At 37.2% G+C, this 22,451-nt stretch carries 19 protein-coding genes; 7 read left to right on the top strand and 12 right to left on the bottom strand.

The features are described 5' to 3' along the window. Positions 1–487: 487 nt before the first annotated feature. From bioB to AC5YGG_RS20500, 4 genes are all read right to left on the bottom strand, one after another. Complete coding sequence (bioB, locus tag AC5YGG_RS20515; protein WP_496146296.1) at positions 488–1,471, bottom strand: biotin synthase BioB; 984 nt, start codon at positions 1,469–1,471, stop codon at positions 488–490. Next, positions 1,468–2,076, bottom strand: coding sequence for a dethiobiotin synthase (gene bioD, locus AC5YGG_RS20510; RefSeq protein ID WP_496146295.1), 609 nt, complete (start codon positions 2,074–2,076; stop codon positions 1,468–1,470). The genes bioB and bioD overlap by 4 nt, the downstream gene beginning before the upstream one ends. Positions 2,077–2,139: 63 nt before the next feature. Beyond that, complete coding sequence (locus AC5YGG_RS20505) at positions 2,140–3,249, bottom strand: aminotransferase class I/II-fold pyridoxal phosphate-dependent enzyme (RefSeq protein ID WP_496146294.1); 1,110 nt, start codon at positions 3,247–3,249, stop codon at positions 2,140–2,142. Then, positions 3,242–3,865 (bottom strand): hypothetical protein, encoded by a 624-nt coding sequence (locus AC5YGG_RS20500; RefSeq protein WP_496146293.1) that lies wholly within the window; start codon positions 3,863–3,865, stop codon positions 3,242–3,244. The genes AC5YGG_RS20505 and AC5YGG_RS20500 overlap by 8 nt, the downstream gene beginning before the upstream one ends. 65 nt (positions 3,866–3,930) lie before the next feature. Between AC5YGG_RS20500 and AC5YGG_RS20495 the strand changes: the two genes are divergently transcribed. The 6 genes from AC5YGG_RS20495 (at position 3,931) to AC5YGG_RS20470 (ending at position 14,756) form a co-directional block, all read left to right on the top strand. Next, positions 3,931–5,418 carry an aminotransferase-like domain-containing protein gene (locus AC5YGG_RS20495; RefSeq protein ID WP_496146292.1) on the top strand — a complete coding sequence of 496 codons (1,488 nt, stop codon included), beginning with the start codon at positions 3,931–3,933 and terminating at the stop codon, positions 5,416–5,418. A gap of 292 nt (positions 5,419–5,710) precedes the next feature. After that, a complete protein-coding gene (locus tag AC5YGG_RS20490; RefSeq protein WP_496146291.1) occupies positions 5,711–7,945 on the top strand; it encodes a TonB-dependent receptor in 2,235 nt (744 codons plus the stop codon). 172 nt (positions 7,946–8,117) lie between these two features. Continuing rightward, positions 8,118–9,635, top strand: coding sequence for a pyridoxal phosphate-dependent decarboxylase family protein (locus AC5YGG_RS20485; protein ID WP_496146290.1), 1,518 nt, complete (start codon positions 8,118–8,120; stop codon positions 9,633–9,635). Next, positions 9,613–12,036, top strand: a complete 2,424-nt coding sequence (locus tag AC5YGG_RS20480; protein ID WP_496146289.1) for a GNAT family N-acetyltransferase — start codon at positions 9,613–9,615, stop codon at positions 12,034–12,036. The genes AC5YGG_RS20485 and AC5YGG_RS20480 overlap by 23 nt, the downstream gene beginning before the upstream one ends. A 78-nt stretch (positions 12,037–12,114) precedes the next feature. Beyond that, on the top strand, positions 12,115–13,428 hold the full coding sequence (locus tag AC5YGG_RS20475) for a lysine N(6)-hydroxylase/L-ornithine N(5)-oxygenase family protein (protein WP_496146288.1): 1,314 nt from the start codon (positions 12,115–12,117) through the stop codon (positions 13,426–13,428). Continuing rightward, positions 13,404–14,756 (top strand): MATE family efflux transporter, encoded by a 1,353-nt coding sequence (locus tag AC5YGG_RS20470; protein WP_496146287.1) that lies wholly within the window; start codon positions 13,404–13,406, stop codon positions 14,754–14,756. Before AC5YGG_RS20475 ends, AC5YGG_RS20470 begins: the two co-directional genes overlap by 25 nt. 64 nt (positions 14,757–14,820) lie before the next feature. On the opposite strand, the gene AC5YGG_RS20465 is transcribed toward AC5YGG_RS20470, so the two are convergent. From AC5YGG_RS20465 to AC5YGG_RS20435, 7 genes are all read right to left on the bottom strand, one after another. Beyond that, entirely contained in the window at positions 14,821–15,633 is an 813-nt protein-coding gene (locus tag AC5YGG_RS20465; RefSeq protein WP_496146286.1) for an alpha/beta hydrolase, read from the bottom strand. Positions 15,634–15,787: 154 nt separating this feature from the next. Continuing rightward, on the bottom strand, positions 15,788–16,363 hold the full coding sequence (locus AC5YGG_RS20460) for a Crp/Fnr family transcriptional regulator (protein ID WP_496146285.1): 576 nt from the start codon (positions 16,361–16,363) through the stop codon (positions 15,788–15,790). A 10-nt stretch (positions 16,364–16,373) separates the two neighbouring features. After that, positions 16,374–16,901 (bottom strand): GNAT family N-acetyltransferase, encoded by a 528-nt coding sequence (locus tag AC5YGG_RS20455; protein ID WP_496146284.1) that lies wholly within the window; start codon positions 16,899–16,901, stop codon positions 16,374–16,376. Positions 16,902–16,910: 9 nt separating this feature from the next. Next, the gene (locus AC5YGG_RS20450; RefSeq protein WP_496146283.1) at positions 16,911–17,492 is read right to left on the bottom strand and encodes a 5'-methylthioadenosine/S-adenosylhomocysteine nucleosidase family protein; all 582 of its coding nucleotides are present in this window, start codon (positions 17,490–17,492) and stop codon (positions 16,911–16,913) included. Positions 17,493–17,624: 132 nt separating this feature from the next. Then, the gene (locus AC5YGG_RS20445; RefSeq protein ID WP_496146282.1) at positions 17,625–18,326 is read right to left on the bottom strand and encodes a DsbA family oxidoreductase; all 702 of its coding nucleotides are present in this window, start codon (positions 18,324–18,326) and stop codon (positions 17,625–17,627) included. A 73-nt stretch (positions 18,327–18,399) separates the two neighbouring features. Then, positions 18,400–19,566, bottom strand: a complete 1,167-nt coding sequence (locus AC5YGG_RS20440; RefSeq protein WP_496146280.1) for an MFS transporter — start codon at positions 19,564–19,566, stop codon at positions 18,400–18,402. Next, positions 19,563–20,504, bottom strand: coding sequence for an alpha/beta hydrolase (locus tag AC5YGG_RS20435; RefSeq protein ID WP_496146279.1), 942 nt, complete (start codon positions 20,502–20,504; stop codon positions 19,563–19,565). Before AC5YGG_RS20435 ends, AC5YGG_RS20440 begins: the two co-directional genes overlap by 4 nt. A 154-nt stretch (positions 20,505–20,658) precedes the next feature. Between AC5YGG_RS20435 and AC5YGG_RS20430 the strand changes: the two genes are divergently transcribed. Continuing rightward, complete coding sequence (locus AC5YGG_RS20430; protein ID WP_496146278.1) at positions 20,659–21,036, top strand: winged helix-turn-helix transcriptional regulator; 378 nt, start codon at positions 20,659–20,661, stop codon at positions 21,034–21,036. A 213-nt stretch (positions 21,037–21,249) separates the two neighbouring features. Here the strand turns inward: AC5YGG_RS20430 and AC5YGG_RS20425 are convergent, their stop codons facing one another. Further along, positions 21,250–22,434 (bottom strand): MFS transporter, encoded by a 1,185-nt coding sequence (locus AC5YGG_RS20425; RefSeq protein ID WP_496146277.1) that lies wholly within the window; start codon positions 22,432–22,434, stop codon positions 21,250–21,252. Positions 22,435–22,451 lie beyond the last annotated feature (17 nt).

Below are 22,451 nucleotides of genomic sequence, written 5' to 3'. Positions count from 1 at the left end.
GAATCTCAACGTAATGCTTGCTGAAAATCTTGGATTTTCTTGCGCCTTAAAACATTATTTATTTTAAAAAAAATTGCGTCTTTGCATTTTCCAACCTGTATCTAGTTAATAACGTTATAACATCTTCCATTGGTGATGGAACTGACAATAGTTTAATATATTGTGATAAATGTTGGTTGATCGCAAAGGCGCGAAAGTATATTATAGACTGCGATTATTTAAGGCGCAAGGATTTTATCTCTGATAAAATTGAATACTTTAGATTAGCCACTAATGCACGAATAATTTATTAATGACTAAAGAATATCAAGGTAGTGCTTGCTGAAAACCTTGGATTTTCTTGCGCCTTAAAACATTATTTAGTTAAAAAAAATTGCGTCTTTGCGTTTTCCAACCTGTATCTAATTAATAAAATTTATAAAAATTCAGTAACAAATTTTAGAACAAATGCTATAATACCAGCAATCCAACTCATATTCATAATTTACTAGCAACAAGTTTCTTTTTTCATCATCGGTTTCAGTCCTAATGTTTCCAGCATCTGCATATCTTCAGATACACCAGGGTTCGGAGTAACCAATAAAGTTTCTCTTTCGCCTGTAAAAATAGAATTCGCTCCTGCCATGAAGCACCAAGCCTGTTCCGTTTCAGACATTTCTATACGTCCGGCACTTAGTCTTACCATAGAGGCTGGCATTACAATCCTTGCGGTAGCAATCATTCTTACCATTTCCCAGGTATCCACTTTTTCATTGTTCTCTAATGGAGTACCTTCTACTCTAGCCAAAGCATTAATTGGAACAGATTCGGGATGTTTCGGCATGGTAGCCAATGTTAAAAGCATGGAAATCCTGTCTCTGTGAGTTTCTCCCAATCCGATGATTCCACCGGAACATACTGTGATTCCTGCTTTACGAACATTGTTGATGGTATTAATTCTGTTATCAAAAGTTCTTGTTGAGATGATTTCTTCATAATATTGCTCAGAAGTATCAAGGTTATGGTTATAAGCATACAATCCTGCTTCCTGAAGCCTTACAGCCTGTTCTTCCGTGAGCATTCCTAACGTGCAACATACTTCTAATCCTAATTCATTTACACCTTTTACCATGTCGATTACCCTGTCAAAATCCCTGTTGTTACGAACTTCACGCCATGCTGCTGCCATGCAGAAACGGGATGAGCCGCTGTCTTTTGCTTTTTGAGCATGGGCAATTACCGTTTCTGTAGGAAGTAAAGCCTGTACTTTGATGTTTGTGTGATAACGGGCTGCCTGTCCACAATATGAGCAGTCTTCAGGGCATCCTCCAGTTTTAATAGATAATAATGTGGAAATCTGTACTTCAGAAGGATCATGCCATTCTCTGTGAACGGTTGCTGCTTTATAGATCAGTTCCATTAAAGGTAAATGATATATTTTTTCAATTTCTTCTTTTGTCCAGTCGTGTCTGATTGTTGTATCCATTATCATAGTTTTGTTATTTTTAATTGTTTTGCTATAGTTGTGATATTTTTTTTATCAGCAGTAATCTCTGGAATTCTGATAATTTTTGTTTCTTTTTTAATGAAATTACAGATAACTCTTTCTGTATCTTCAGGAAATACTCCGTTAAGGATCAGGTATTCCAGTTTTATATTCCTTTGCTCCAATGCCATTATGGAAAGTAAAGTATGGTTGATGCAGCCCAGATAATTCCTCACAACAAGCGCTGCCGGAATTTTCAGTTGTTCAATCAGATCTATCATAAATACATTATCTGAAAGAGGAACCATAAGACCGCCCGCACCTTCTACAATCAAAGATTTTTGAGTATCAGGCAATTGGAAGTCTTTTAAACTTATCTGTATATTTTCAGCCTTTGCAGACTGATGTGGAGATGCAGCTAACTGGAGACGGTAAGTTTCAGGATGACAATACGTATTGTCTGTCCATGTTTCGATTTTGTTACTATCCGTATAATGAAGATCTCCGGATTGTACGGGTTTCCAGTAATCTGTTTTGAAATGTTGTACTAAAATTGCCGAACAAACAGTTTTTCCGATTTCAGTGCCTATTCCTGTTATAAATAATTTCATACTTTTAAGAGGCAAAACAGTATTTGAATAGAGTCTATTCTTTACGATCCAGCCTTTTTGCTTTTAATTAAACTCTTTAATTATTTCTGTCAGTCTTATGATTTCTTCTTCTGTATTAAAGCTGTGAAGACATATTCTAAGTCTCTCCGTTCCTTCTTTTACCGTAGGGCTGTGTATGGCATACGTTTGAATACCCTTTTCAGATAAAGATTTCTGTAAGATTTTCAGTTTTTGGTTATCCGGAATTATGATTGCCTGAATAGGACTTGATTCCGAAGAAGGACATTCCAGCCTCTGATCCCTGAATATTCTGATATTGTTTTTAAGTCTGATGGCAAGCTCTTGATGATCTTCCAAAAACTCATAGCCGGTTTTTATGGTCATCCATTGATAATCCTGTGCAGACGTTGAATAGATAAAAGGAGAAGCAAAGTTGATCAGATAAGATTTCATAATATCATTGCATAATATTGCTGCTCCATGTGCGCCAAGTGCCTTTCCATAAGTTATCACTGCTGCTGCAACCTGATCTTCAAGCTTATATTTCTCAATCATTCCGTATCCGAAAACACCGAATGCATGAGCTTCATCTACCAATAGATCTGCATTATATTGCTTAGTCAGGTTTACAATCTCCTGAAGGGGCGCGAAATCACCTTCCATAGAGTAAAGACTCTCTATAGCAACATAACAATGTCCTTTCTGTCTTTGTAAGACTTTCTCCAGATCATTCAAATCATTATGTCTGAACTTCAGTTTCTTAGCATGAGACATTTTGCAGGCATCATGTACAGAGCGATGAATCTGTTCATCCACAATAATTGTGTCATGACGGCTGGGAAGCGTTGAAAATAAAGCCAGATTAGCATTATATCCGGAAGGGAAAAGTAAAGCCACAGAAAATCTCTGTTTTTTTGCAATAAAATTTTCTGTAGAAGTTACCATCTTGCTGTTTCCACTGATGAGTCTTGAACCCGTACTTCCGGAAAGCAATTGAGGAGTATCATTAATCTTTTTTAATAAAATATCCTGAAGTTCCTTATTTCTTGCCAATCCTAGATAATCGTTGGAATAAAAGTCGATGCCATCAGCCGGACTCTTTAAAGTTCTTAATGTACCTTCCTGCTCTCTTTTGTAAAGTGCTTCTTTAAAACGATTGATGTTTTTAAGCATAATCGAGCTTTCCTACTTCTTCAGTAATCGCATTGATCCATTGTTCATGCAATACTTTTTCAATCATTACTATATTTTCAGCGTGCAGTTTCCAGTCTGTAGAAAATTCATTGAGCTGATTGATCATTTCTTCCAGATGTCCTTCTTCTTCTAAAATAATAGACTTTACCATAATCCTTGAAGATTCTTCGGTAAGAACCTGCTGATATACAGGATAAAGCTCATCAGCACGAACTTCTATGGCATAGGTTACAAAAAGGTAAGCTGCGTATTTAATATCTTCTTTATTTAATTTGAATGCATCCTGCAAGTATCGGCATGCTTTCATATCAAGCGAATGAAGATACTGTCGGGTAGCTGTTGAGGCAAGAAGCTCCTGATCTTCATACGTTTTACAAAGTTCCGGGTTTATCTTGCTGATTTGTTTTTTAAGATAATAAGCATGGCGGTGCTCTTCGGCAGCGTGTTTAAGCTGGATTTGTGATACCAAAACCGGGTGCTCACATTTTGAAATCTTTCTTGCTCCGGCATTTTCCATGAATGAAAGTGTATTCAGCCATTTGGCATGTGTACTTCCGTCCTGTACAATTCTTTTAAGCAGACGATGAAATTCCATAGATTTTTATTTTGAGTCAAAATTAGTATATTGCCGGATGGTTCTATGGTGCCAGTTTTTATATTATGGATAGTCCGGTTAAGATTCCTTATGAAAGTTTTATTAAAATAGATAGAAAATCAGAGACTTCTATTTATCTGCAAATTGCCAATCAATTAGTAAATGCTATCCAAAGAGGATATTTACCTTTTGGAACAAAACTTCCCGGCACAAGAGCTTTCAGTGAAATTCTGGATGTTCACCGAAACACAGCTGTTGCAGTATATGATGAATTATCTGCACAAGGCTGGGTGGAGAGCTTTCCGAATAAAGGAACCTTTGTAATTGGGCAGGATCAGGAAAAGCCCATAAAAGTAAAAGATTTTGAAGAAAATAACCTTCAGAACTATCCCAAAACAACAGGTTTTTCTTTTAAAACATCCAATATCCTTGATAATCCTTTTGAACATTCAGATTGTGAATATGTTTTTAATGACGGAGTTCCGGATATAAGACTTACTCAGGTTGGGCAGCATTCCCGATATTACAGTTCTATTCTCAAGCGGAAATCTACACAGAAAACATTAGGACATTATAACCATGACGGGAGTGAGTTTTTTAAAGAACATCTTTCTCAATATCTCAATCTTTCCCGAGGATTGCCTATTTCCAAGAATAACCTTCTCATCACACGAAGCACGGAAATGAGTATTTATATTGTTTCCGAAATTCTGCTTTCCGCCGGAGATACAGTTTTGGTAGGGGATTTGAGCTATTTTTCCGTGAATATGATCTTTCAGAAAGCCGGAGTTAATATTGTGACGTTACCGATAGATCAGGACGGAATTATTGTTGAAAATGTAAGAGAAATATGCAAAAGACAGAAGATAAGAATGCTTTATCTTACTCCGCATCACCACTATCCTACTACTGTTGCATTAAGTGCTCAAAGAAGGCTCGAGCTGCTGGAACTCGCGAATGAATATGGTTTTGTAATCCTTGAAGACGATTATGATTATGAATTTCATTACGATAAAAGCCCAATTCTTCCACTTGCCAGCGCAGATACAAACGGAATGGTGATCTATATCGGTTCTTTTGGAAAATCTCTGGCTCCCGGATTCAGAACAGGCTTTATCGTTGCGCCTGAAAACCTTATGGTGGAAATGCGGAAACATCTTGGAATCATAGACAGACAAGGAGATATTCTGATGGAAAGAACATTGGGTGAAATGATTGAAGAAGGTGAAATTAATCGTTATCTGAAAAAATCACTGAAAGTTTATCAGGAAAGGCGGGATCATTTCTGTGGTTTACTTCAAGAAAGCCTGAAAAACTATATCACCTTTGAAAAACCATCCGGAGGTCTTGCCATCTGGCTGGAATGGAATATCCCTGTGAACCTGATGCAGCTAAGCCGGAAATGTGCCGAAGATAATTTATTCATTCCCAAAACATTACTGTATCAGAATAAAGGGCTAACTGCTATGAGACTCGGCTTTGGAGATCTTAATTTTGAAGAAATGGAGAAAAGTGTCGAAATTTTTTCAAAAAATTCAAAAAAATTCTTCTGACTTACCTTTTTGGGGATTTCTCTGACTCTAATTTTGATACTTTTTCAAGCTTTTTTGCTTTTCAATATTACATTTTTATTAATTCTGAACATTAATAATTATTTTTTTTGTCCCATTTTGAGACTGTTAATAAATAAGTGATATAGCAGTTTTTTCCCTAAAACAAGCACTTTCAAACTGTCGATTTTCTATTGCACTCACATTCATTTGAAATATGTGATAAAAATCATTTTGATTTTTTGCTGAATAATATTCTATATTCGTCTCATTATTTTTAATCATTCTAAATAAAATGAAACGACAATATGCGCTTTCAGTCATTATATTGGCTGCAGTTACCGCACATACTTCTGCCCAGAGCAGGCAGGACAGTATTACAAGTACAAAAGATATCAATGAAATTGTTCTGGTATCTTCCCGTTCTCCGAAACAAATCAGTGATATTCCGGGAACGGTCTGGATTATTGGGGAAAAAGAGCTCCAGATGCAGATAAAAGGCGGTGCGGGACTGAAAGAAGTATTGGGAAATATGATTCCGGGATTTGATTTCGGGAATCAGGGAAGAACAAATTATGCTCAGAATATGAGAGGCAGAAATGTTTTGGTAATGCTCAACGGAGTTTCACTCAACAGTACAAGGGCTTCCAGCAGACAGTTTGATGCCATAGATACTTTCAATATTGAGAGAATTGAAGTATTGTCCGGAGCTTCCGCTATTTATGGTGGAGATTCTACAGGTGGAATTATCAATATCATCACTAAAAAACCCAGTTCCGATCAACTGGCATTTGAAACTTCCGTAGGACTTAAAACAGGCTTTCATAAAGGAGATCTGGATAAAAGAATTGCACAATCTGTTCAAGGGGGCAACGATGCTGTAAAGTTTAGGCTTGGAGCTGCTTTCACTCAGAATGAAGGTGCATTTGATGCCAATGGAAACCAGATTATTACGGATGTAAAGCAGGCAGATTTTCAGTATAACAGATCTATTGACCTTTTGGGAGGTTTAAGTATAAAATTAAGCCCCGATCAGGATCTGAACCTGGATCTTCAATATTACAATTCAAAAGTAAGAAATAAAAAATGGCTTTCTTTTGGTCCCGGATTTACAGGGTTTACCACAAAAAATCCTGATCTGATCAATGTTCTGGACGGCGCAGATTCTGATGTCGTTCCTCGTACAGAGCGTTTTATGGCTAATTTACAATACAGTCTTCGTAATATTCTGGGTGGACAAAATTTATTACTTCAGGGGTATGGAAGAAGAGAGGAAGTGGATTTCGGAGCTTCATTTGCTGAAGTTCCAAAACCTCCGGCAGGTGTTGTTCTTCCGGTATTTCTTTCTTCCGCGAGAGGAAATACGGATGTTTATGGAGCAAAAGCCGTATTGTCAAAGAAATGGAATGCGTTCAGTTTCACGTACGGAACAGACATTGATTTTGAAAACTTTAAAGGTGATCAGGCGATTTTTAATCCTCAAAAAAGTAGTGAATCCGGAGGTTTGATTAATAAAACGGATGCTTTTGTGGGAAGATATCCGGATACTAAAATATTTACCCTGGCAGGATTTATTCAGGCAGACTGGAATATTACGAAGCAGCTTACCCTTTCAGGGGGAATCAGACAGCAGTTTATTAATGTGAAGCTGGATGATTTTGTAGGATTTAAAGAGCAGGTATACATGCATTTCGGATATGGTAATACTGCAGATGTAGTGAAAGGTGGTAAAAATAATTATGACGTCACCCTTCTGAACGGAAGTTTATTATACAAAATTACCCCTTCATCACAAACCTGGTTCAGCTTTTCACAAGGATTTGCCGTACCGGATGCTGCCAAATCTTATGGTTTTGGAAAGTATCAGCTGAATAACAACCGCTGGAACCTTTTAAACAGTATGAATATCGCGGAACAGCCTTTAAGCGGAATAAAAACTGATCAATTTGAACTTGGTTTCAGACACAACAGAGGTGCTGAGTCCGGATTTTATGCACAAGGATCAGTATTCTATGCACTTTCCAGCAAAACACTGAAAATAGACAATGCTGCTTTCACGGTTTCTCTTCTAGATCAGAAATTGAGAAACTTTGGCTTTGAAGGAGCGCTGGGATATCGTTTTGCAAAAGGTTTAGAGTTGGGAGGAAATATTTTACTAATGGAATCCGAAACGAAAACGATAGATAAAGGATGGCAGAACCAATCTGTTTATACAACCAATCCTTCTAAATTCATGACTTTTGCGGGATGGAATGCTAAAAGGTTTTCACTAAGGTTACAAATGCAAAATGCCATGAATTATACAGATCTTGCCGATATGAAGATTAATGGTTATACCCTATTTGATTTTATGGGAGACCTTAAGCTGAATAAAGGAACGATTAATTTCGGAATTCAGAATATCTTTAATAAGCAATATACTTCGATTTGGGGACAACGCTCTGTGTTTTTCTACGGAGCTCCTCAGAAAGCTTTTGCTTATCAGGGTCGCGGAACTACGTTTTCCGTAGGCTACACGATTAACTATTAAACTCTTATAAGATGTACTGGTATATTTTTCATCTCAAAATATAAGTTTTTTTTAACATAACAATTTTATTTATAAGTATTTAAGTTTGATTGTAATGAGTGTTAAAATATATCAGTAATCTACATTTAAACTGATTCTTAAGGAGTAAACAGAACACATACACATCATATCTATGAACACCGTTATTACCGAGCAGATTGTTGCGGGGAAGGATCACTTTTTCCCAAATCTCGAAAATTTATTCTGTGATATAAACATTCACGAATACCAGGAAGCGATGCAAAGGACTCAGCAGAGCGTCATTGCATTTCTTGAAGATACCCACAAACCCTTTAGTGGAGTTTCACCCAAAGACTTACGTAAACAATTCGAATATATAGATCTTAATGCCTCTCCGATAAGCTATGAAGAGCTTTTTGAGGAAGTAAACGATTTATATATACAGCATGCTATTGCTTTTCATCATCCCAAATATGTGGCACATCTCAATTGTCCGGTTGTTATCCCGGCAGTAGCGGCGGAAGCAATGATAAGCTCTATCAATTCTTCTTTAGACACCTGGGATCAGAGTGCAGGAGGTACTTTGATGGAACAGAAGCTTATTGAATGGACTTGTAAGGAAATAGGCTTTGATAAAGATTCAGACGGAATTTTCACCAGTGGAGGTTCCCAGAGTAATATGATGGGAATGTTGCTGGCAAGGGATCATTTTTCCATTAAATATCTTAATCATAATATTAAAAAAGACGGACTTCCAAAAGAAGCGTACCGTTTCAGGATCTTTGTATCTGAAGCCGCGCATTTCAGTATTCAGAAGAGTGCTTCTATGCTGGGACTTGGAGAGCAGGCTGTTATTAAAATCAAAACAGACCGTTCTTTCAGAATGAACAGTGTATTGCTGGAAGATGCTGTAAGAAAGGAAATTGAAAATGGAAATATTCCTATTGCGGTTGTAGCGACGGCAGGAACTACAGATTTCGGGAATATAGATCCTTTAATCAATATTTCAGGGATTGCCCAAAAGTATAATCTGTGGTTTCATGTGGATGCAGCGTATGGTTGTGCCCTTCTTTTAACGGAGAGATACCGCGCTCTGATCAATGGAATTGAAGCTGCAGATTCTGTAACGGTAGATTATCATAAGGGATTTTTCCAGCCGGTGAGCAGCAGCGGCTTTTTAGTAAAAGATAAAAGCTATTTCAGACTGATTACCCATTATGCGGATTATCTGAACCCTAAAGATCATGATGAAAATGAAATCCCGAATCAGGTCAATAAATCTATCCAGACGACAAGACGTTTCGATGCACTGAAACTTTGGTTTACCTTGAGAATTATAGGAAAAAAAGGGCTGGGAAGTTATATTGACAGAATTATCATGACTGCCCGTGAAGCCGCTGAAGTCCTGGAAAACGATCCTTATTTTGAACTCTTGAATTCTTCTGATATTTCAGCACTGGTTTTCCGTTATTCGGCAGATCCATTTAAAACATTTGACCTGAACAGGATCAATACTTATATCAAATCACAACTTTACAAACAGGGAAATGCCCTTACAGCAGGAACCAAGGTAAACGGACAGTTTTATCTGAAGTTTACCATCCTTAATCCTCTAACCACTATTGAAGACATTAAATCTATCCTTAACATTATTAAAAAATACGGAAATGAATACATTGAACTCAACTAATATCCCGGAATACGCAGAAAAGGTAAACTATACAGCACTTATCAACTGCTACATGAAAGAATTTACAAACTGGAGCCGATATTTAGGAATCCCTAAATATGATGAAGGAATTGCTAAATATCTCCATACAACACCTACAGATCTTCATATCAGAATAGATTTTTCTTCTATTGGATGTGATGTGTACGTTCCTGTGGCTTATTTTTCAGAAAGCGGAAGGCATCTTTTTGACTTCCCTGTATTGATGAGAGTTTTGAATACTGACGAAGTTTCAGAGCTTGATGTTTATGGTTTTATGACGCTTACCGCTGAGTATGCTAAAGGAATTTATCCTGGTATTGAATCTTCCACCGTGTTGGAAAGATTAAGCAACAGTATTGATAACCTTTCGGAATATCTATACCACTCCATTCACAGTAAACAGGCGATCAATGATGTAGAAATGTCTTTCATTGAGGCTGAGCAGTCTCTTATTTTAGGGCATATTCTTCACCCGGTTCCAAAATCTAAACAAGGATTCAAAGGTGAAGATCTTCTGAAATATTCACCGGAAACATCGGGAAGATTCCAATTGTTTTATTTCCTTGTAAATCCTGATCATTTCATCGAAAAAAATGCAGATGGTGAGCTTGTAAGTAAAGAACTTGCCGAGAAAATATATCCTGCTCTTGATAGCGAGCATAAAAAACTTTGGGACCAGCATCCAGAGTATCATATTCTTCCGATGCATCCTTGGGAGGCAGACTATCTTTTGAGTCAGGAAAATGTACAGATCATGCAGGAACAAGGGATTATTTTTGCTTTAGGACATTATGGTGAGTACTTCACTCCTACTTCTTCAGTAAGAACGGTATACAATGAGGACAATAAATGGATGTTCAAGTTTTCTTTGCATGTTAAAATCACGAATTCTGAGAGAATCAACCTGTATCCGGAGCTTCACCGCGGCTATGATATCAGCAGACTTCTGAAAACGGATTGGGGAAAAAATTTACAGAATGATTTTCCGGAAATTGATTTTATGGTAGATCCTGCTTTTATGGCAGTTACGTTTAACGGGAAAGTGATCAATGGCTTCAATATCAGCATCAGAAGAAACCCGTTCCAGAGAGAGAATAAAAATAAAAATGTAACTCTTTTGGCTGCCTTATGTCAGGATGGAATTTTAGGAAAGCCTTCAAGATTACAGAATATCATCACAACTACTGCTGAAAAACTGAATCAGCCTGTTGAAAAATTAGCTTTGGAATGGTTCAAGCAATATCTTCATCTTTGTGTAAGACCTATCGTTAAAATTTTGAATACTTACGGACTTGCCTGTGAGTTCCACCAGCAAAATGTAATGATAGAACTGGATAAAAAAGGATTTCCTGCGAAGATCTATTTCAGGGATAATCAAGGGTTCTTTTTCAGGGAAGGAAGAAAAGATCTTGTTTCTAATGCGCTTCCGGGAATTGCGGATGAAAGTCAGTCTATTATTGATGAAGAATCTTTAGCTCCGAAGTATATCTATTATTTGGTGACCAACAATATTTTAGGTGTTGTAAATGCTTTAGGATGTAATCAATTGGCTGATGAAAAGAAACTGATCAACCTGGTTTATAAAGCTTTCAAAGAACTTGAAAATGAAGACGAAACAGGCTTGGTAGATTATATTACCAATAAAAGAAACTGGTATACCAAAGGAAACCTCATCACCAGCTTACAAAACATCAATGAAGCCGATGAATCTCTTGAATATCCTGCTGTTTTCCTTGACACGCCTAATCCGCTGAATAAATATTTCTACAGTGATAAATTAATCAAGCCAACCACTACAGAAACGGTATACTCACGTTATTTTGAAGACGAAAATATCACGATCAGCATCAGACCTTTCAATATTGAGAATGATTTTGAAATGATTCATGAATGGTTCAATATGGACCATGCCAAGCCTTACTGGAAAATGGATGGTCCTAAAAGAGAGCTGGAATTATGGTTCAGAACGATCCTTCCAAGTGATGAGCAGCACAGCTTTATTGGAGAAATCAATGGTGTTCCGCAGTTTAGTTTTGAACCCTATTGGTCAATGCGTGATATTGTTGGAGCATATTATGACGCTCTTCCTACCGATTATGGAACGCATTTCTTTGTTGCCGAAACGCGTAAAGATAAAAAGTATTCCTTCCAGTCTTTCCAGGTAGCACTGGATTATATATTCTCGCTTCCTGAAGTGGGGAAATGTATCGGTGAAGCTTCTGTAGATGCAGTTCCTACGGACAGGCTGATCACAAAATTAGGGTATACGAGAGAAGGTATCATCACCATGCCTCATAAAACAGCTTATCTTACTTTCTGCACCCGTGAAAATTACTGGGAAAAATGCCCGGAAAGCAGATTAGAAGCAAATAACGCTTAATCCTATGATCAAAAGAAGCCTTCGACTCCGCTCAATGATGAGTCGAAGCTTTTAATTTAACCTATAAAAATAAAAACTTTGGGAAATAATAAAACATACGATATCATTGGGATCGGAATAGGTCCTTTTAATCTTGGTCTTGCCGCTCTTCTTGAACCCGTAGAAACAGTTTCTGCTTTATTTCTTGATCAGGCAGACGGCTTCGACTGGCATCCTGGATTGATGCTGGATAACGCAACTTTACAGGTTCCTTTCATGGCAGATCTTGTAACTATGGCAGATCCGAAAAGTAAATACAGCTTTCTTAATTTTTTAAAAGAAACAGATCGCCTGTACAAGTTTTACATCAGAGAAGATTTTTTCATGTTAAGAAAAGAATACAATCTGTATTGTCAATGGGCAGCCAATCAGCTGAAGAGCTGCCAGTTTGGAAAAAAAGTAGAGAATATTGCATTTAATGAATCTGAAAACGTATTCGTTATCGATGTTTTGGATCTAAAAAACAATGATGTCATCAAATATTCTGCAAAGAAAATTGTATTGGGTACGGGAACACAACCTAGCCTGCCTGCATTTATGGAAGGTAAAAATTTCCCGAATGTCATCCATACCTCAGAATATCTGAAATACAAAGAACAGATTCAGAATGCTGATTCCGTATCAATTATCGGTTCCGGGCAAAGTGCTGCAGAAATATTTCAGGATCTTTTACCTGAAACAGAAGAAGGTCCTTTCATGAGCTGGTTTACAAGACCGGATCGTTTTTTCCCGATGGAATACTCCAAGTTGACGCTTGAACTTACTTCCCCGGAATATGTAGATCATTTCTATAATATGCCGCCTTCACAGCGTAAAACGATTCTTGCCAAGCAGCCCCCATTGTATAAAGGAATCAATTTTGAACTGATCAATGATATTTTCGATACTTTATACGGAATGAGCGTTGGAAATGTAGCTTTAAATGTAGCTCTGAAACCTAGCTGCCAATTAGATAATATTTTTCCGGAAGGTAATTCTTACGCATTGAATTTCACTCATGTGCAGGATAATGCTACTTTCACTCATATTTCAGAGTATGTGATTCTTGCAACAGGGTACAAATATAAAGAGCCGAAATTTTTACAAGGAATAGAAAACCTTATCCAAAGAACCGAAGACGGGCTTTTTAATGTAAGTCGTTATTACACAATAGATCAGGCAGAAAATATCTTTGTTCAGAATGCAGAGCTTCATACTCATGGCTTTGTAACTCCGGATCTGGGAATGGGCGCTTACAGAAATGCTTTGATTATTAATGCTATTGCCGGGAAAGAAATTTATAAAGTAGAGAAAAGAATTGCTTTTCAGGAGTTTAATACACAGAAGAAATGGACCGCAAAACATTCATCTTAGAAGGTGAAATGAAAAAGGTCATGTGGGAAACTTCATGGCCTGCCGTTGCGGCAATTGTTCTTTATGGGATCAATAACTTTATGGATGCGATCTTTGTGGGATATTTAATCAATACACAGGCTTTAGCAGCAGTAGGACTTGCCTATCCCCTGTCGCAGATTGTGTTGGGTTTTGGAAGACTTGCAGGAACCGGAGCCGGAGCCGCCGTTAGCATCTGGATTGGAGAAAATAACAGAGATAAGCTATATCGGTTGTTTGGAAGCTTCAATGTTTTATGTATCTGTTTTTCCGTTTTATGTACGGTGCCGGCATATATCTACGCTCATGAGCTGATGGCGATGATGGGGGCAAAAGGAAATTTACAGACAATAGCCGTAGAATATTTCAGAGTAACGCTTATCGGAACTGTTTTCTGGATCTACGGGCTTGCACTGAATATGCTTGTACGGGCTGAAGGAAAAATGAAAACTGCCGCGGCGATGATTACCGTAGGGCTTATTATTGATATTATTCTGAAACCTGTTTTCATTTCTGTTTTCGGATGGGGCGTTGCAGGAGCGGCATGGGCAACGAATTGTGGAATGCTGATCTATTCTATTTTAGGATTCTATTATTACGCAAAAGGAAAAAGCTCGTTTGAAACCAGCTGGAAATCTTTCTCTTATGATAAAGAAATTGGCAAAAGGATTCTAAAACTCGGACTTCCGGAGATGATTCTTTCCGTGATGGGTGTAGTTCAGAGTATTATTATCTTCAATGCTATCGCCGCTTACGGAACGGAAAAAGATATTTCTTTTTTTACGATACTGAACCGTTTTTTTCTTTTCCTGCTGACTCCTTTATTCGGTTTAATGAGAGGTTTGCAGCCTGTAGTGGGAATTAATTTTGGAGCGGGACAATTTAGCAGAGCCGGAAAGTTCTTAAAAACTTATATCCTTGCCGGTATAGCGATACTGTCACCATTTTTCCTTGTAGCTTTAATTTTCCCTGAGGAGTTGATTGGGTTAATGCTTCCTGGTTATATTGCAGAATACCATCAGATTATAGATTTCAGATTGTTTTTTTCTGTATTGCCGTTACTTCCCGTTACCGTACTGGCACTTTCCTATTATCCAGCGGTTAACCAAAGTAAGAAAGCCAGTTTTTTGGTTTTTCTCCGTCAGGTAATTCTTTATATTCCTTTGATGCTGATTTTACCCCATTATTTTGGCATTAAAAGTATTTATTGGGGCAGCGCACTCATAGAGCTGGTGGTAGGAATTGTCACTCTAGTTTTACTTAAAAACTATAAAATGCAATTAAAGCCAATTCGCATTGATTCAATATAAAAATAATAAAACAGCTTTACACTATGAATGTAAAGCTGTTTTTATTTAATATACTGACAAAGATTTATTGATTAAAAAATTTATTAAACAAAGTCAGCTGCTCAGAAAGTGATCTGCTCCAGTATTTATCATCATGAATTCCCAGGGATTCTATATAAAGATGCTGGATCTTAAGGTCTGTAAGCTTTTTGTGAAAATTTCTGTTCATACCAATCATCTGCACATCCTCAGTTCCACAATCAAAAATATAATGCTGTCCGGCATCTGCCATTAGCTTCACCTTATTGTCAGTGAGGAAAACGGGATTCATTGTTAATAGCGGACCAAGTACCTTATCTACCATGTATTTATTATATCCCTGCCCGAATGAATTGAAATCCAGCGCACCACAAGAACTTCCTACAATACCAAAGGTTTTATTATAAGTAACGCCGATATTCGTTGCTCCATAACCTCCCATACTCCAGCCCAGAATACCCCGGAATTTCTTCTCAGTTTTCACGGGATAACTTTTGTCAATAAACTCTACAAGTTCCTTTCCAATAAAGGTTTGATACTGTGAATCTTTCACAATCGGACTATCCACATACCACGAACTGTAGTTTCCATCCGGCAAAACATAAATGGTTTGGTACTCTTGTGCTTTCTGAACCAGATCCGGAATATCCTGTTTAATAATCCTTTCCGGATTTCCACTGAAGCCATGAAGAATATATACCGACGGATAAGTGGTTTTGGGCTGAATATCCGGGGTAATAATAATGGTTTTGATCTTCTTATTCATTTTCTGGCTGAAAACTTCCTGATGAATAATCTTTTGGGCTGAAAATGGGATAAAAGTGGTAAGTACCACAACAATATTGAATAACTTTTTCATACTGTAAAATGTTTACATTAATAATGACATAGCATCAGAGTGTATCTTAAATATAAGGAATTTTATCTTACATTAAAATATCATTATGATCTTATGATGTTGCAAAGATGCATGGTAAAAAACTAAGAAGCCTCAACATATGTTGAAGCTTTTGTTAATTTATTTCCTTTTTTATACGGCTGAGCTGAGTAGGTGTAATCCCAAGATAAGATGCAATATGATGTTGTTTCAATCTGTTATACAGCGATTTATTTTCCAGTAATTGCAGGTAGCGTTGTTTCGCTGTCTCAAATTTTAAGGAAACTTCAAGTTGTTCTTTTTTCACAACCCAGTTGTTTTCCAGATATCTGATATGAAAAAGAGCCAGATCATGATGTTTCTCTAATAGATCTCTGTAAACTTTCTCAGGATATTGTATGACAGAACAGTCTTCAAGTGCTATTATATTAAAATCACTAGCCTCTTTTTTTATAATTGCTGAAGTAGAAGCTATAAAACTGTTTTCCTCAAAGAAAATTTTATAAATAACATCACCCTGCTGATCAACTGTGTAATATCCTACCAATCCGGATTGTAAGAAATAATAATATCTCGCCCTATCTCCTGCTTCCAGAATAAGGTCGTTTTTACTAAACTGTTTTTCGGTACAAACATCCAGCAGAGCCTGAATGGTATTATCAGATAAAGGATAATACTGATTGATTTGTTTTAAAAATTCAGAGGAGTTCACGCAGTGTAAGTTACTTCTGATCCAATACTTTTTTCATCATCAGATCTGTTTGTTCTTCATCTCCAAGTCTGAAAATATGCTTGTCAAACTCCACGAAGCCATTTTTCCTGTAAAAGTTTAGCGCTCTTACATTCTCTTCCCAGACTCCAAGCCACAGATATGATTTATCAAGATGCTGAGCGGTTTCTAAAGCTTTGTCATAAAGAAGCTGCCCCACTTTTTTACCATGATGGCTTTGTTTTACATAAATTCTTTCAATTTCAAGACTGGTTTCATCCTGTAATTCTGTCTGGGCATTACCAGCGTTTACTTTAAGATAACCAACAGGATTGTCCTCTTCCCAGGCAATAAAGAAATAGGATTCCTTATTGCCAAGTTCTGCTTTCAGTTTTTCTGCATTGAAACTTTCCTCAAGGTATTTTTTCATCGCCTCTTCAGAATTATCTTTTGCAAAAGTTTCTGTAAACGTCTGAGTTCCGAGGTTTTGTAAGGTTTCCCAATCTTCAGATGATGCTTTATTAATGATAATGGATGCCATGATACTATTTTATGAGAATAATATTTTTTTAAATGCTTCAGAAGCCAGATGTACCTGTACGCTCCAGTCTTCCGCTGCATTACTTCCTGCGTCGTCAGAAATATATTTTAAACACAGGAACGGGATGTTTTCCTGATGCGCAATAAGTGCCAATGGATAAGCTTCCATATCTACAATATTGTAATCTGTTTCAGAATGGTTCATCTCAAAACTGTCACCGCTTCCGCAGACTCCTTGCTTCAGGGTATCCATTTTAAGACCATATTCTAAGACAGGCGGAACTCCGGATAACGGGGTTTCATAGAGTTTAAAACCAAGTCCTCTTACATCCATATCTCTCTGAATAAATTTCGTACAGCAAATCACTTCTCCTTTATGAAATCCCTTACTGCCTGCTGATCCTAAATTAACAATCAGTTTTGGCTTTCTGGCATGGATCTCTTTTGTCAGTTCTATTGCAGCATTTACTTTTCCGATACCTGTTATCAATTTGTTTTTTCCGTCAAATGCTGTTCCTGCTTCCGAATCCAATGCAAAAACAAAAAGCGTGTCTGCAATCGGATAATGAAGGTCATTATTAATTTTTATCATTGAGAAAATAGATTTTATACAGCTATTAAAGCTGTTTTACAAAGATACGAGAGTTTCAAGAATTATCGAGCGCACTTTATTAAAATCCCCAAAGCAATAGAGAATTGTTTTGGGGATTTAAGATTTATTTTTTTAGATGCTGCATCCATCAGCATTGCAGGAAGCACCACTGTCTCCCGAAAGATCTTTAAAAGGACTTACCGTCTCTTTATAGGTTTGCTGAAGAGCATTTTCAAACACTTCTACAGGTTGAGCTCCGGATACTGCATATTTCCCGTTCAGAATGAAGAAAGGAACTCCGGAAACACCATTATTTCTTGCTTCAAGGATATCCTGGTTTATTTCATAATCCATTTCATCAGAAGTAACCGCTTTTCTTGCTTCTTCTGTATCAATTCCCATATTCTCTGCCAGAGAAACCAATACTTCAGGATCTCCTACATTTTTGCCGTCTATAAAATGAGCAATGAATAAAGCTTCTTCCATTTCATTAGACTTATTATGCTTTTTAGCCAAATGAAGAAGTTTGTGAGCAGTGAAAGTATTTACAATTAACGCTTTCTCAAAATCAAAATTGATTCCGGCACCTTTTCCCATCTGGGCAACCTGAGCAAGCATCTGCTTAGCCTGAGATTCCGGTACACCTTTTTTCTCTTCAAAATACTGTATGGTAGTCTGAGGTTTATTGGCGTCCAGCGTAGGATCCAGCTGGAAACTCTTCCACTCTACTTCCACCTGATCTTTAAAAGGAAGCTTCTCTAATGCCTGTTCAAAATTATTTTTTCCAATATAACAAAAAGGACACATCACGTCCGACCATATTTCTATTTTCATTGTATTTAATTTTAAATCAAATTAATCATACAAAGATACGTATTTTATTTAATGTAACAAAATATGTTACAGTTTAATTATGACACGCAGAAACTTGCTGATTTCTCTTTTCAAAAATACTTCTTATCCATATCATTAAAAATGCCAGAATTCCAAAAACAAAACCTATCCACGGTGTATATTCTACTCCTCTTGCAACGATAATCCATCCTCCGATAGTAGTCCCCAATGTTACTCCAAGATTTCCAAAAGAAGTGGCTAAGCTGTTGGCAAATTCAAGTGCGTTGGGCGCAGAGGAAATCATATAGGTAGAGGCATTGAGAAAACTTGGCGAATAGAGAAATCCCCAAACTCCGATTACGGCTACAGTTGCCCAAAAATTCCCGTCTGATAAATACAATAATATAGGAATGAGAATGGTTCCGGAGAGAAAGAAGGACATCGTTCGGGTTACATTTTTATTAAGCATTTTCCCGGCTATCCAATTTGCCAAAATACCAATAATCCCAAATAGTAACAGCATATAGCTAATCATAGAAGGATTCATTCCTTTACTTTTTCCAAGATATTCTGCAAAATAGCTATAGGTAGAAAACCATGCGGTTATCATAAAGAAATTGGCTAGGGTACTCAATATAAATGAAGTCTCTGTAAGGATTTTCACCTGGCTTCCATAAGATTTTTTCTCTTTAACAGGCATTGCCGGAAGGAAATAACAAATGATGATCAAGGCAATTAAGCTCACTACAGACTGTATTATAAATGAGTATTCCCAGGAACATACCCCTGCCATCCATGTTGCAAAAGGAACTGTAGTCACCATAGCAATAGCCACCCCATTGAAAACAATACTCATCAAACCATTTTTTTTGTTCTCATCAGCTTCAGAAATAGCTACAGACAATGCCGTTGCAATATAAACAGGCTGAAGAAATGCCGGAAGTATTCTTACAGTCATCAACAGCCAGAAAGGAGGTGAAAATGAAGAAACAATCCCGGTAATCAGAAACATGAATATAGCAACGGTCATGATCTTCTTACGATCAATTCCAGAGGTGAGAAGGGTCATAAAAGGTCCTGTGAGTGCAATAACAAGAGCAAAAGCACTCAACAGGTAACCCGCTTTATCAATACTGATTTTATAATGCTCAGCAATCTGTGGTAAAATTCCAATGACTCCAAATTCTGTGGTAATCACAGCTATAAATCCCAGACAACCTATATACGCATACTTTTTCATTCCTGTTTTTCTTTAGCCATTCCGAAATTGTGATGAGCAAATAAAGCCATTTCGTCAATTGCAATCTGAACTTCTTCCAGAATTTCCCCCATATGCATAAAACCGTGAACCATATCTTTATAGAAGCTTGTTTTTATCGGAACTTTTCCATTATTCATATTCTCCGCAAGTTGTCTTCCGTCATCTAGCAAAGGATCGTGTTCAGCAAATATTATAAGCGTTGGTGGAGTTTTACCAAAGTCTTTTATCTTTAACGGAATAGCAAGAGGGTTATCAAGCTCTTCTTTTGGCAGATACCAGTTCCATGCCTCAATACCTCCCTGCTTATTTAGAACAGGACCGTTTTCATAGATCTTCCATGTTTCTGTATTGAGTTGATTATCCGCAGCAGGATATATAAGTATCTGGAATTTTAAATATTCTCCAATCTGAGTAGAAACAGCAGTAGATAAAGCCGCTCCCGCACTGTCCCCAATAATCCCGATCTGGTTTTCATCTATACCTAAAGACTCTGCATTCTCTATTACCCATTGTAAAGCATCAATACTGTCATTCAGCCCCGCAGGAAATGGATGCTCCGGAGCAAGTCGGTAATCTACAAAAATAACTACGGACTCTGTTGCGTTAGCCAATTTACGAACAATAGCATCATGTGTCTCAAAGCCTCCCGCGATAAACCAGCCCCCATGAATATAAACAATAGCTGATGATTTCTGAACTGTTTTTCCTTTCGGACGGTATATTCTGATAGGGATCTGATGACTTTCTTTTTGAATAGTCAATTCTTCAATCATAGCAACAGGATCTTTCTTGCCGCTCAGTTGAAGAGACATTGTTTCAAGATATTTACGGGTTCCGTCTAACGGATTTTGCACATTGAATGGCTGTATTTTTTCTAATTGATCTACAATCTGATTTATTTTTGATATTAACTGCATTTTATTTTAATTTAAAGAAATCATACAGTGATGAACGTGAGCGCTATTGTTCTTTACCTGTACTATTTTTTGTTTTACAGGGCAAAATTAAATCTCAAACCTTACATTTGCATTGTATACGCCGAATTGTGCGGTACTAACAAATTTGTAAGTAATGGGTAAAATAAAAGAAAACTCAACCAATAATATCAACCGACAGTACATTCACGAATGTGATCTCACCTATGCTGTATGTAAAATTGGAGGAAGGTGGAAACTTCTGATTCTGGATAAGTTAAAAGATGGAAAGCTTAGGTTCAGCGAGCTTCGAAAAGCTATTTCAGGAATCACCGAAAGAATGCTGACCCTACAGCTAAGAGAACTGGAAAAAGAAGGTTTGCTAAAAAGAACTGTATACGCAGAAGTTCCACCAAGAGTAGACTATGAACTTACTGACATTGCAAGAGATCTGATCCCCATATGGAACCAACTCAGTAAATGGGGTGGAAAACACAAAAGCTTACTACAAACTAAAGAAACACCTTTGAAATAAACTTGAATAAAGTTGCCACGAATTCACTAATAATTTCATTCGTGCATCCGTGGCAATATTTTAATAAATCTGTATTTAGTCTATTGCAGAATTTAATTCAGGGTGGAAAATACATAAGTTATATAAACTAAAGAAACGCCTTTAATATAACTTTAATAAAGTTGCCACGAATGCACTAATAATTTCATTCGTGCATCCGTGGCAATATTTTAATTAAGCCTTATTTACTCTATTACAGAAAAGAATATGAGCAATCAGTGCCAAGATTCCAAACAACGTTCCTACAAAACAAACGCCCGTCCATTGTACTTTCTGCCATGCTATAGATGCTAGCCATGTTCCCAGCGAACCTCCGATAAAATAGGAAACCATATAAACCGTATTCAATCTATTCACCGCATTGGATTTGATCATAAAATAATTCGTTTGGTTCATAATGTGACTGGATTGTACACCCAGATCTACAAGGATTACTCCTATAATTAATCCCCAATATGTTTCTCCTGCAAAATAAGTAAAGCCCCAGCTGCCTATCAGAATCAGTAAAGAATATAAAATAATTCTATTGATATCCAGATACTTCTGTAAGTTTCCTACTTTTGCTGCCGCTAATGCCCCTACTGCTCCTGCCAATCCAAAACTTCCTACTACAGATGCCCCTGCATTAAAAGGCGGTTTTTCCATGTGAAAAACCAAAGTAGTAAATAAGGCACACATAGAACCAAATGCCATAGCACCACGGAATGAGGCAAGCTGAAGAATAGGCTGCGTTTTCGCAAGATGTGCAACAGAACTCATTAGTTCTTTATATGAACCTTTAAAATTCGGATGAAGTTCAGGAAGCATTTTGTAAACGGCTAACCAAACCAAAATCATTAGCCCAGCCGCAATTCCGAACATTGCACGCCAGCCCCATAATTCTCCGACAATTCCACCTATAAAGCGGGAAAGAAGAATTCCCAAAAGCAATCCGGACATTACCAGCCCGATATTGGCAGACTTTTCTTTATCGGATGATAATTCTGCGGCAATAGGAACAAATAACTGCGGAATCACCGATGTTGCACCAATCAATAAACTTGCTGCGTACAACATCCACAATTGGTTAGCAAAGGTCATCCATAATAAAGCTCCAAAAACAAGAAAAAGATCTGTAAGAATCAATTTTTTACGATAAAATTTATCTCCCAGAGGAACAATCAACAGTAATCCTAAAGCATATCCAACCTGGGTAAGCACTGAAATTCTGGAGGCTGCCGCTTCTGAAACATTAAAGTCTTCTGAAATAAGAGCCAGCAAAGGCTGATTATAATAATTATTTGCCACAACCAGCCCTGAAATGATAGACATTAACCAGATTACCGTTCGTGAAATACCGTTGGTAGAGTTCTCCTGCATGTTATTTTTTATTGAAT

The sequence above is a fragment of the Chryseobacterium sp. CS2K3 genome (assembly GCF_059515185.1).
The sequence above is the reverse complement of the archived record's forward strand: the minus strand, read 5'-3'. Positions and strand labels throughout refer to the sequence as shown.

What these genes read in the sequence shown, in the direction of transcription:
- bioB (WP_496146296.1), bottom strand. Translation starts at nt 1,471, where the DNA reads ATGATAATGGATACAACAATCAGACACGACTGGACAAAAGAAGAAATT.
- bioD (WP_496146295.1), bottom strand. Translation starts at nt 2,076, where the DNA reads ATGAAATTATTTATAACAGGAATAGGCACTGAAATCGGAAAAACTGTT.
- AC5YGG_RS20505 (WP_496146294.1), bottom strand. Translation starts at nt 3,249, where the DNA reads ATGCTTAAAAACATCAATCGTTTTAAAGAAGCACTTTACAAAAGAGAG.
- AC5YGG_RS20500 (WP_496146293.1), bottom strand. Translation starts at nt 3,865, where the DNA reads ATGGAATTTCATCGTCTGCTTAAAAGAATTGTACAGGACGGAAGTACA.
- AC5YGG_RS20495 (WP_496146292.1), top strand. Translation starts at nt 3,931, where the DNA reads ATGGATAGTCCGGTTAAGATTCCTTATGAAAGTTTTATTAAAATAGAT.
- AC5YGG_RS20490 (WP_496146291.1), top strand. Translation starts at nt 5,711, where the DNA reads ATGAAACGACAATATGCGCTTTCAGTCATTATATTGGCTGCAGTTACC.
- AC5YGG_RS20485 (WP_496146290.1), top strand. Translation starts at nt 8,118, where the DNA reads ATGAACACCGTTATTACCGAGCAGATTGTTGCGGGGAAGGATCACTTT.
- AC5YGG_RS20480 (WP_496146289.1), top strand. Translation starts at nt 9,613, where the DNA reads ATGAATACATTGAACTCAACTAATATCCCGGAATACGCAGAAAAGGTA.
- AC5YGG_RS20470 (WP_496146287.1), top strand. Translation starts at nt 13,404, where the DNA reads ATGGACCGCAAAACATTCATCTTAGAAGGTGAAATGAAAAAGGTCATG.
- AC5YGG_RS20465 (WP_496146286.1), bottom strand. Translation starts at nt 15,633, where the DNA reads ATGAAAAAGTTATTCAATATTGTTGTGGTACTTACCACTTTTATCCCA.
- AC5YGG_RS20455 (WP_496146284.1), bottom strand. Translation starts at nt 16,901, where the DNA reads ATGGCATCCATTATCATTAATAAAGCATCATCTGAAGATTGGGAAACC.
- AC5YGG_RS20450 (WP_496146283.1), bottom strand. Translation starts at nt 17,492, where the DNA reads ATGATAAAAATTAATAATGACCTTCATTATCCGATTGCAGACACGCTT.
- AC5YGG_RS20445 (WP_496146282.1), bottom strand. Translation starts at nt 18,326, where the DNA reads ATGAAAATAGAAATATGGTCGGACGTGATGTGTCCTTTTTGTTATATT.
- AC5YGG_RS20440 (WP_496146280.1), bottom strand. Translation starts at nt 19,566, where the DNA reads ATGAAAAAGTATGCGTATATAGGTTGTCTGGGATTTATAGCTGTGATT.
- AC5YGG_RS20435 (WP_496146279.1), bottom strand. Translation starts at nt 20,504, where the DNA reads ATGCAGTTAATATCAAAAATAAATCAGATTGTAGATCAATTAGAAAAA.
- AC5YGG_RS20430 (WP_496146278.1), top strand. Translation starts at nt 20,659, where the DNA reads ATGGGTAAAATAAAAGAAAACTCAACCAATAATATCAACCGACAGTAC.
- AC5YGG_RS20425 (WP_496146277.1), bottom strand. Translation starts at nt 22,434, where the DNA reads ATGCAGGAGAACTCTACCAACGGTATTTCACGAACGGTAATCTGGTTA.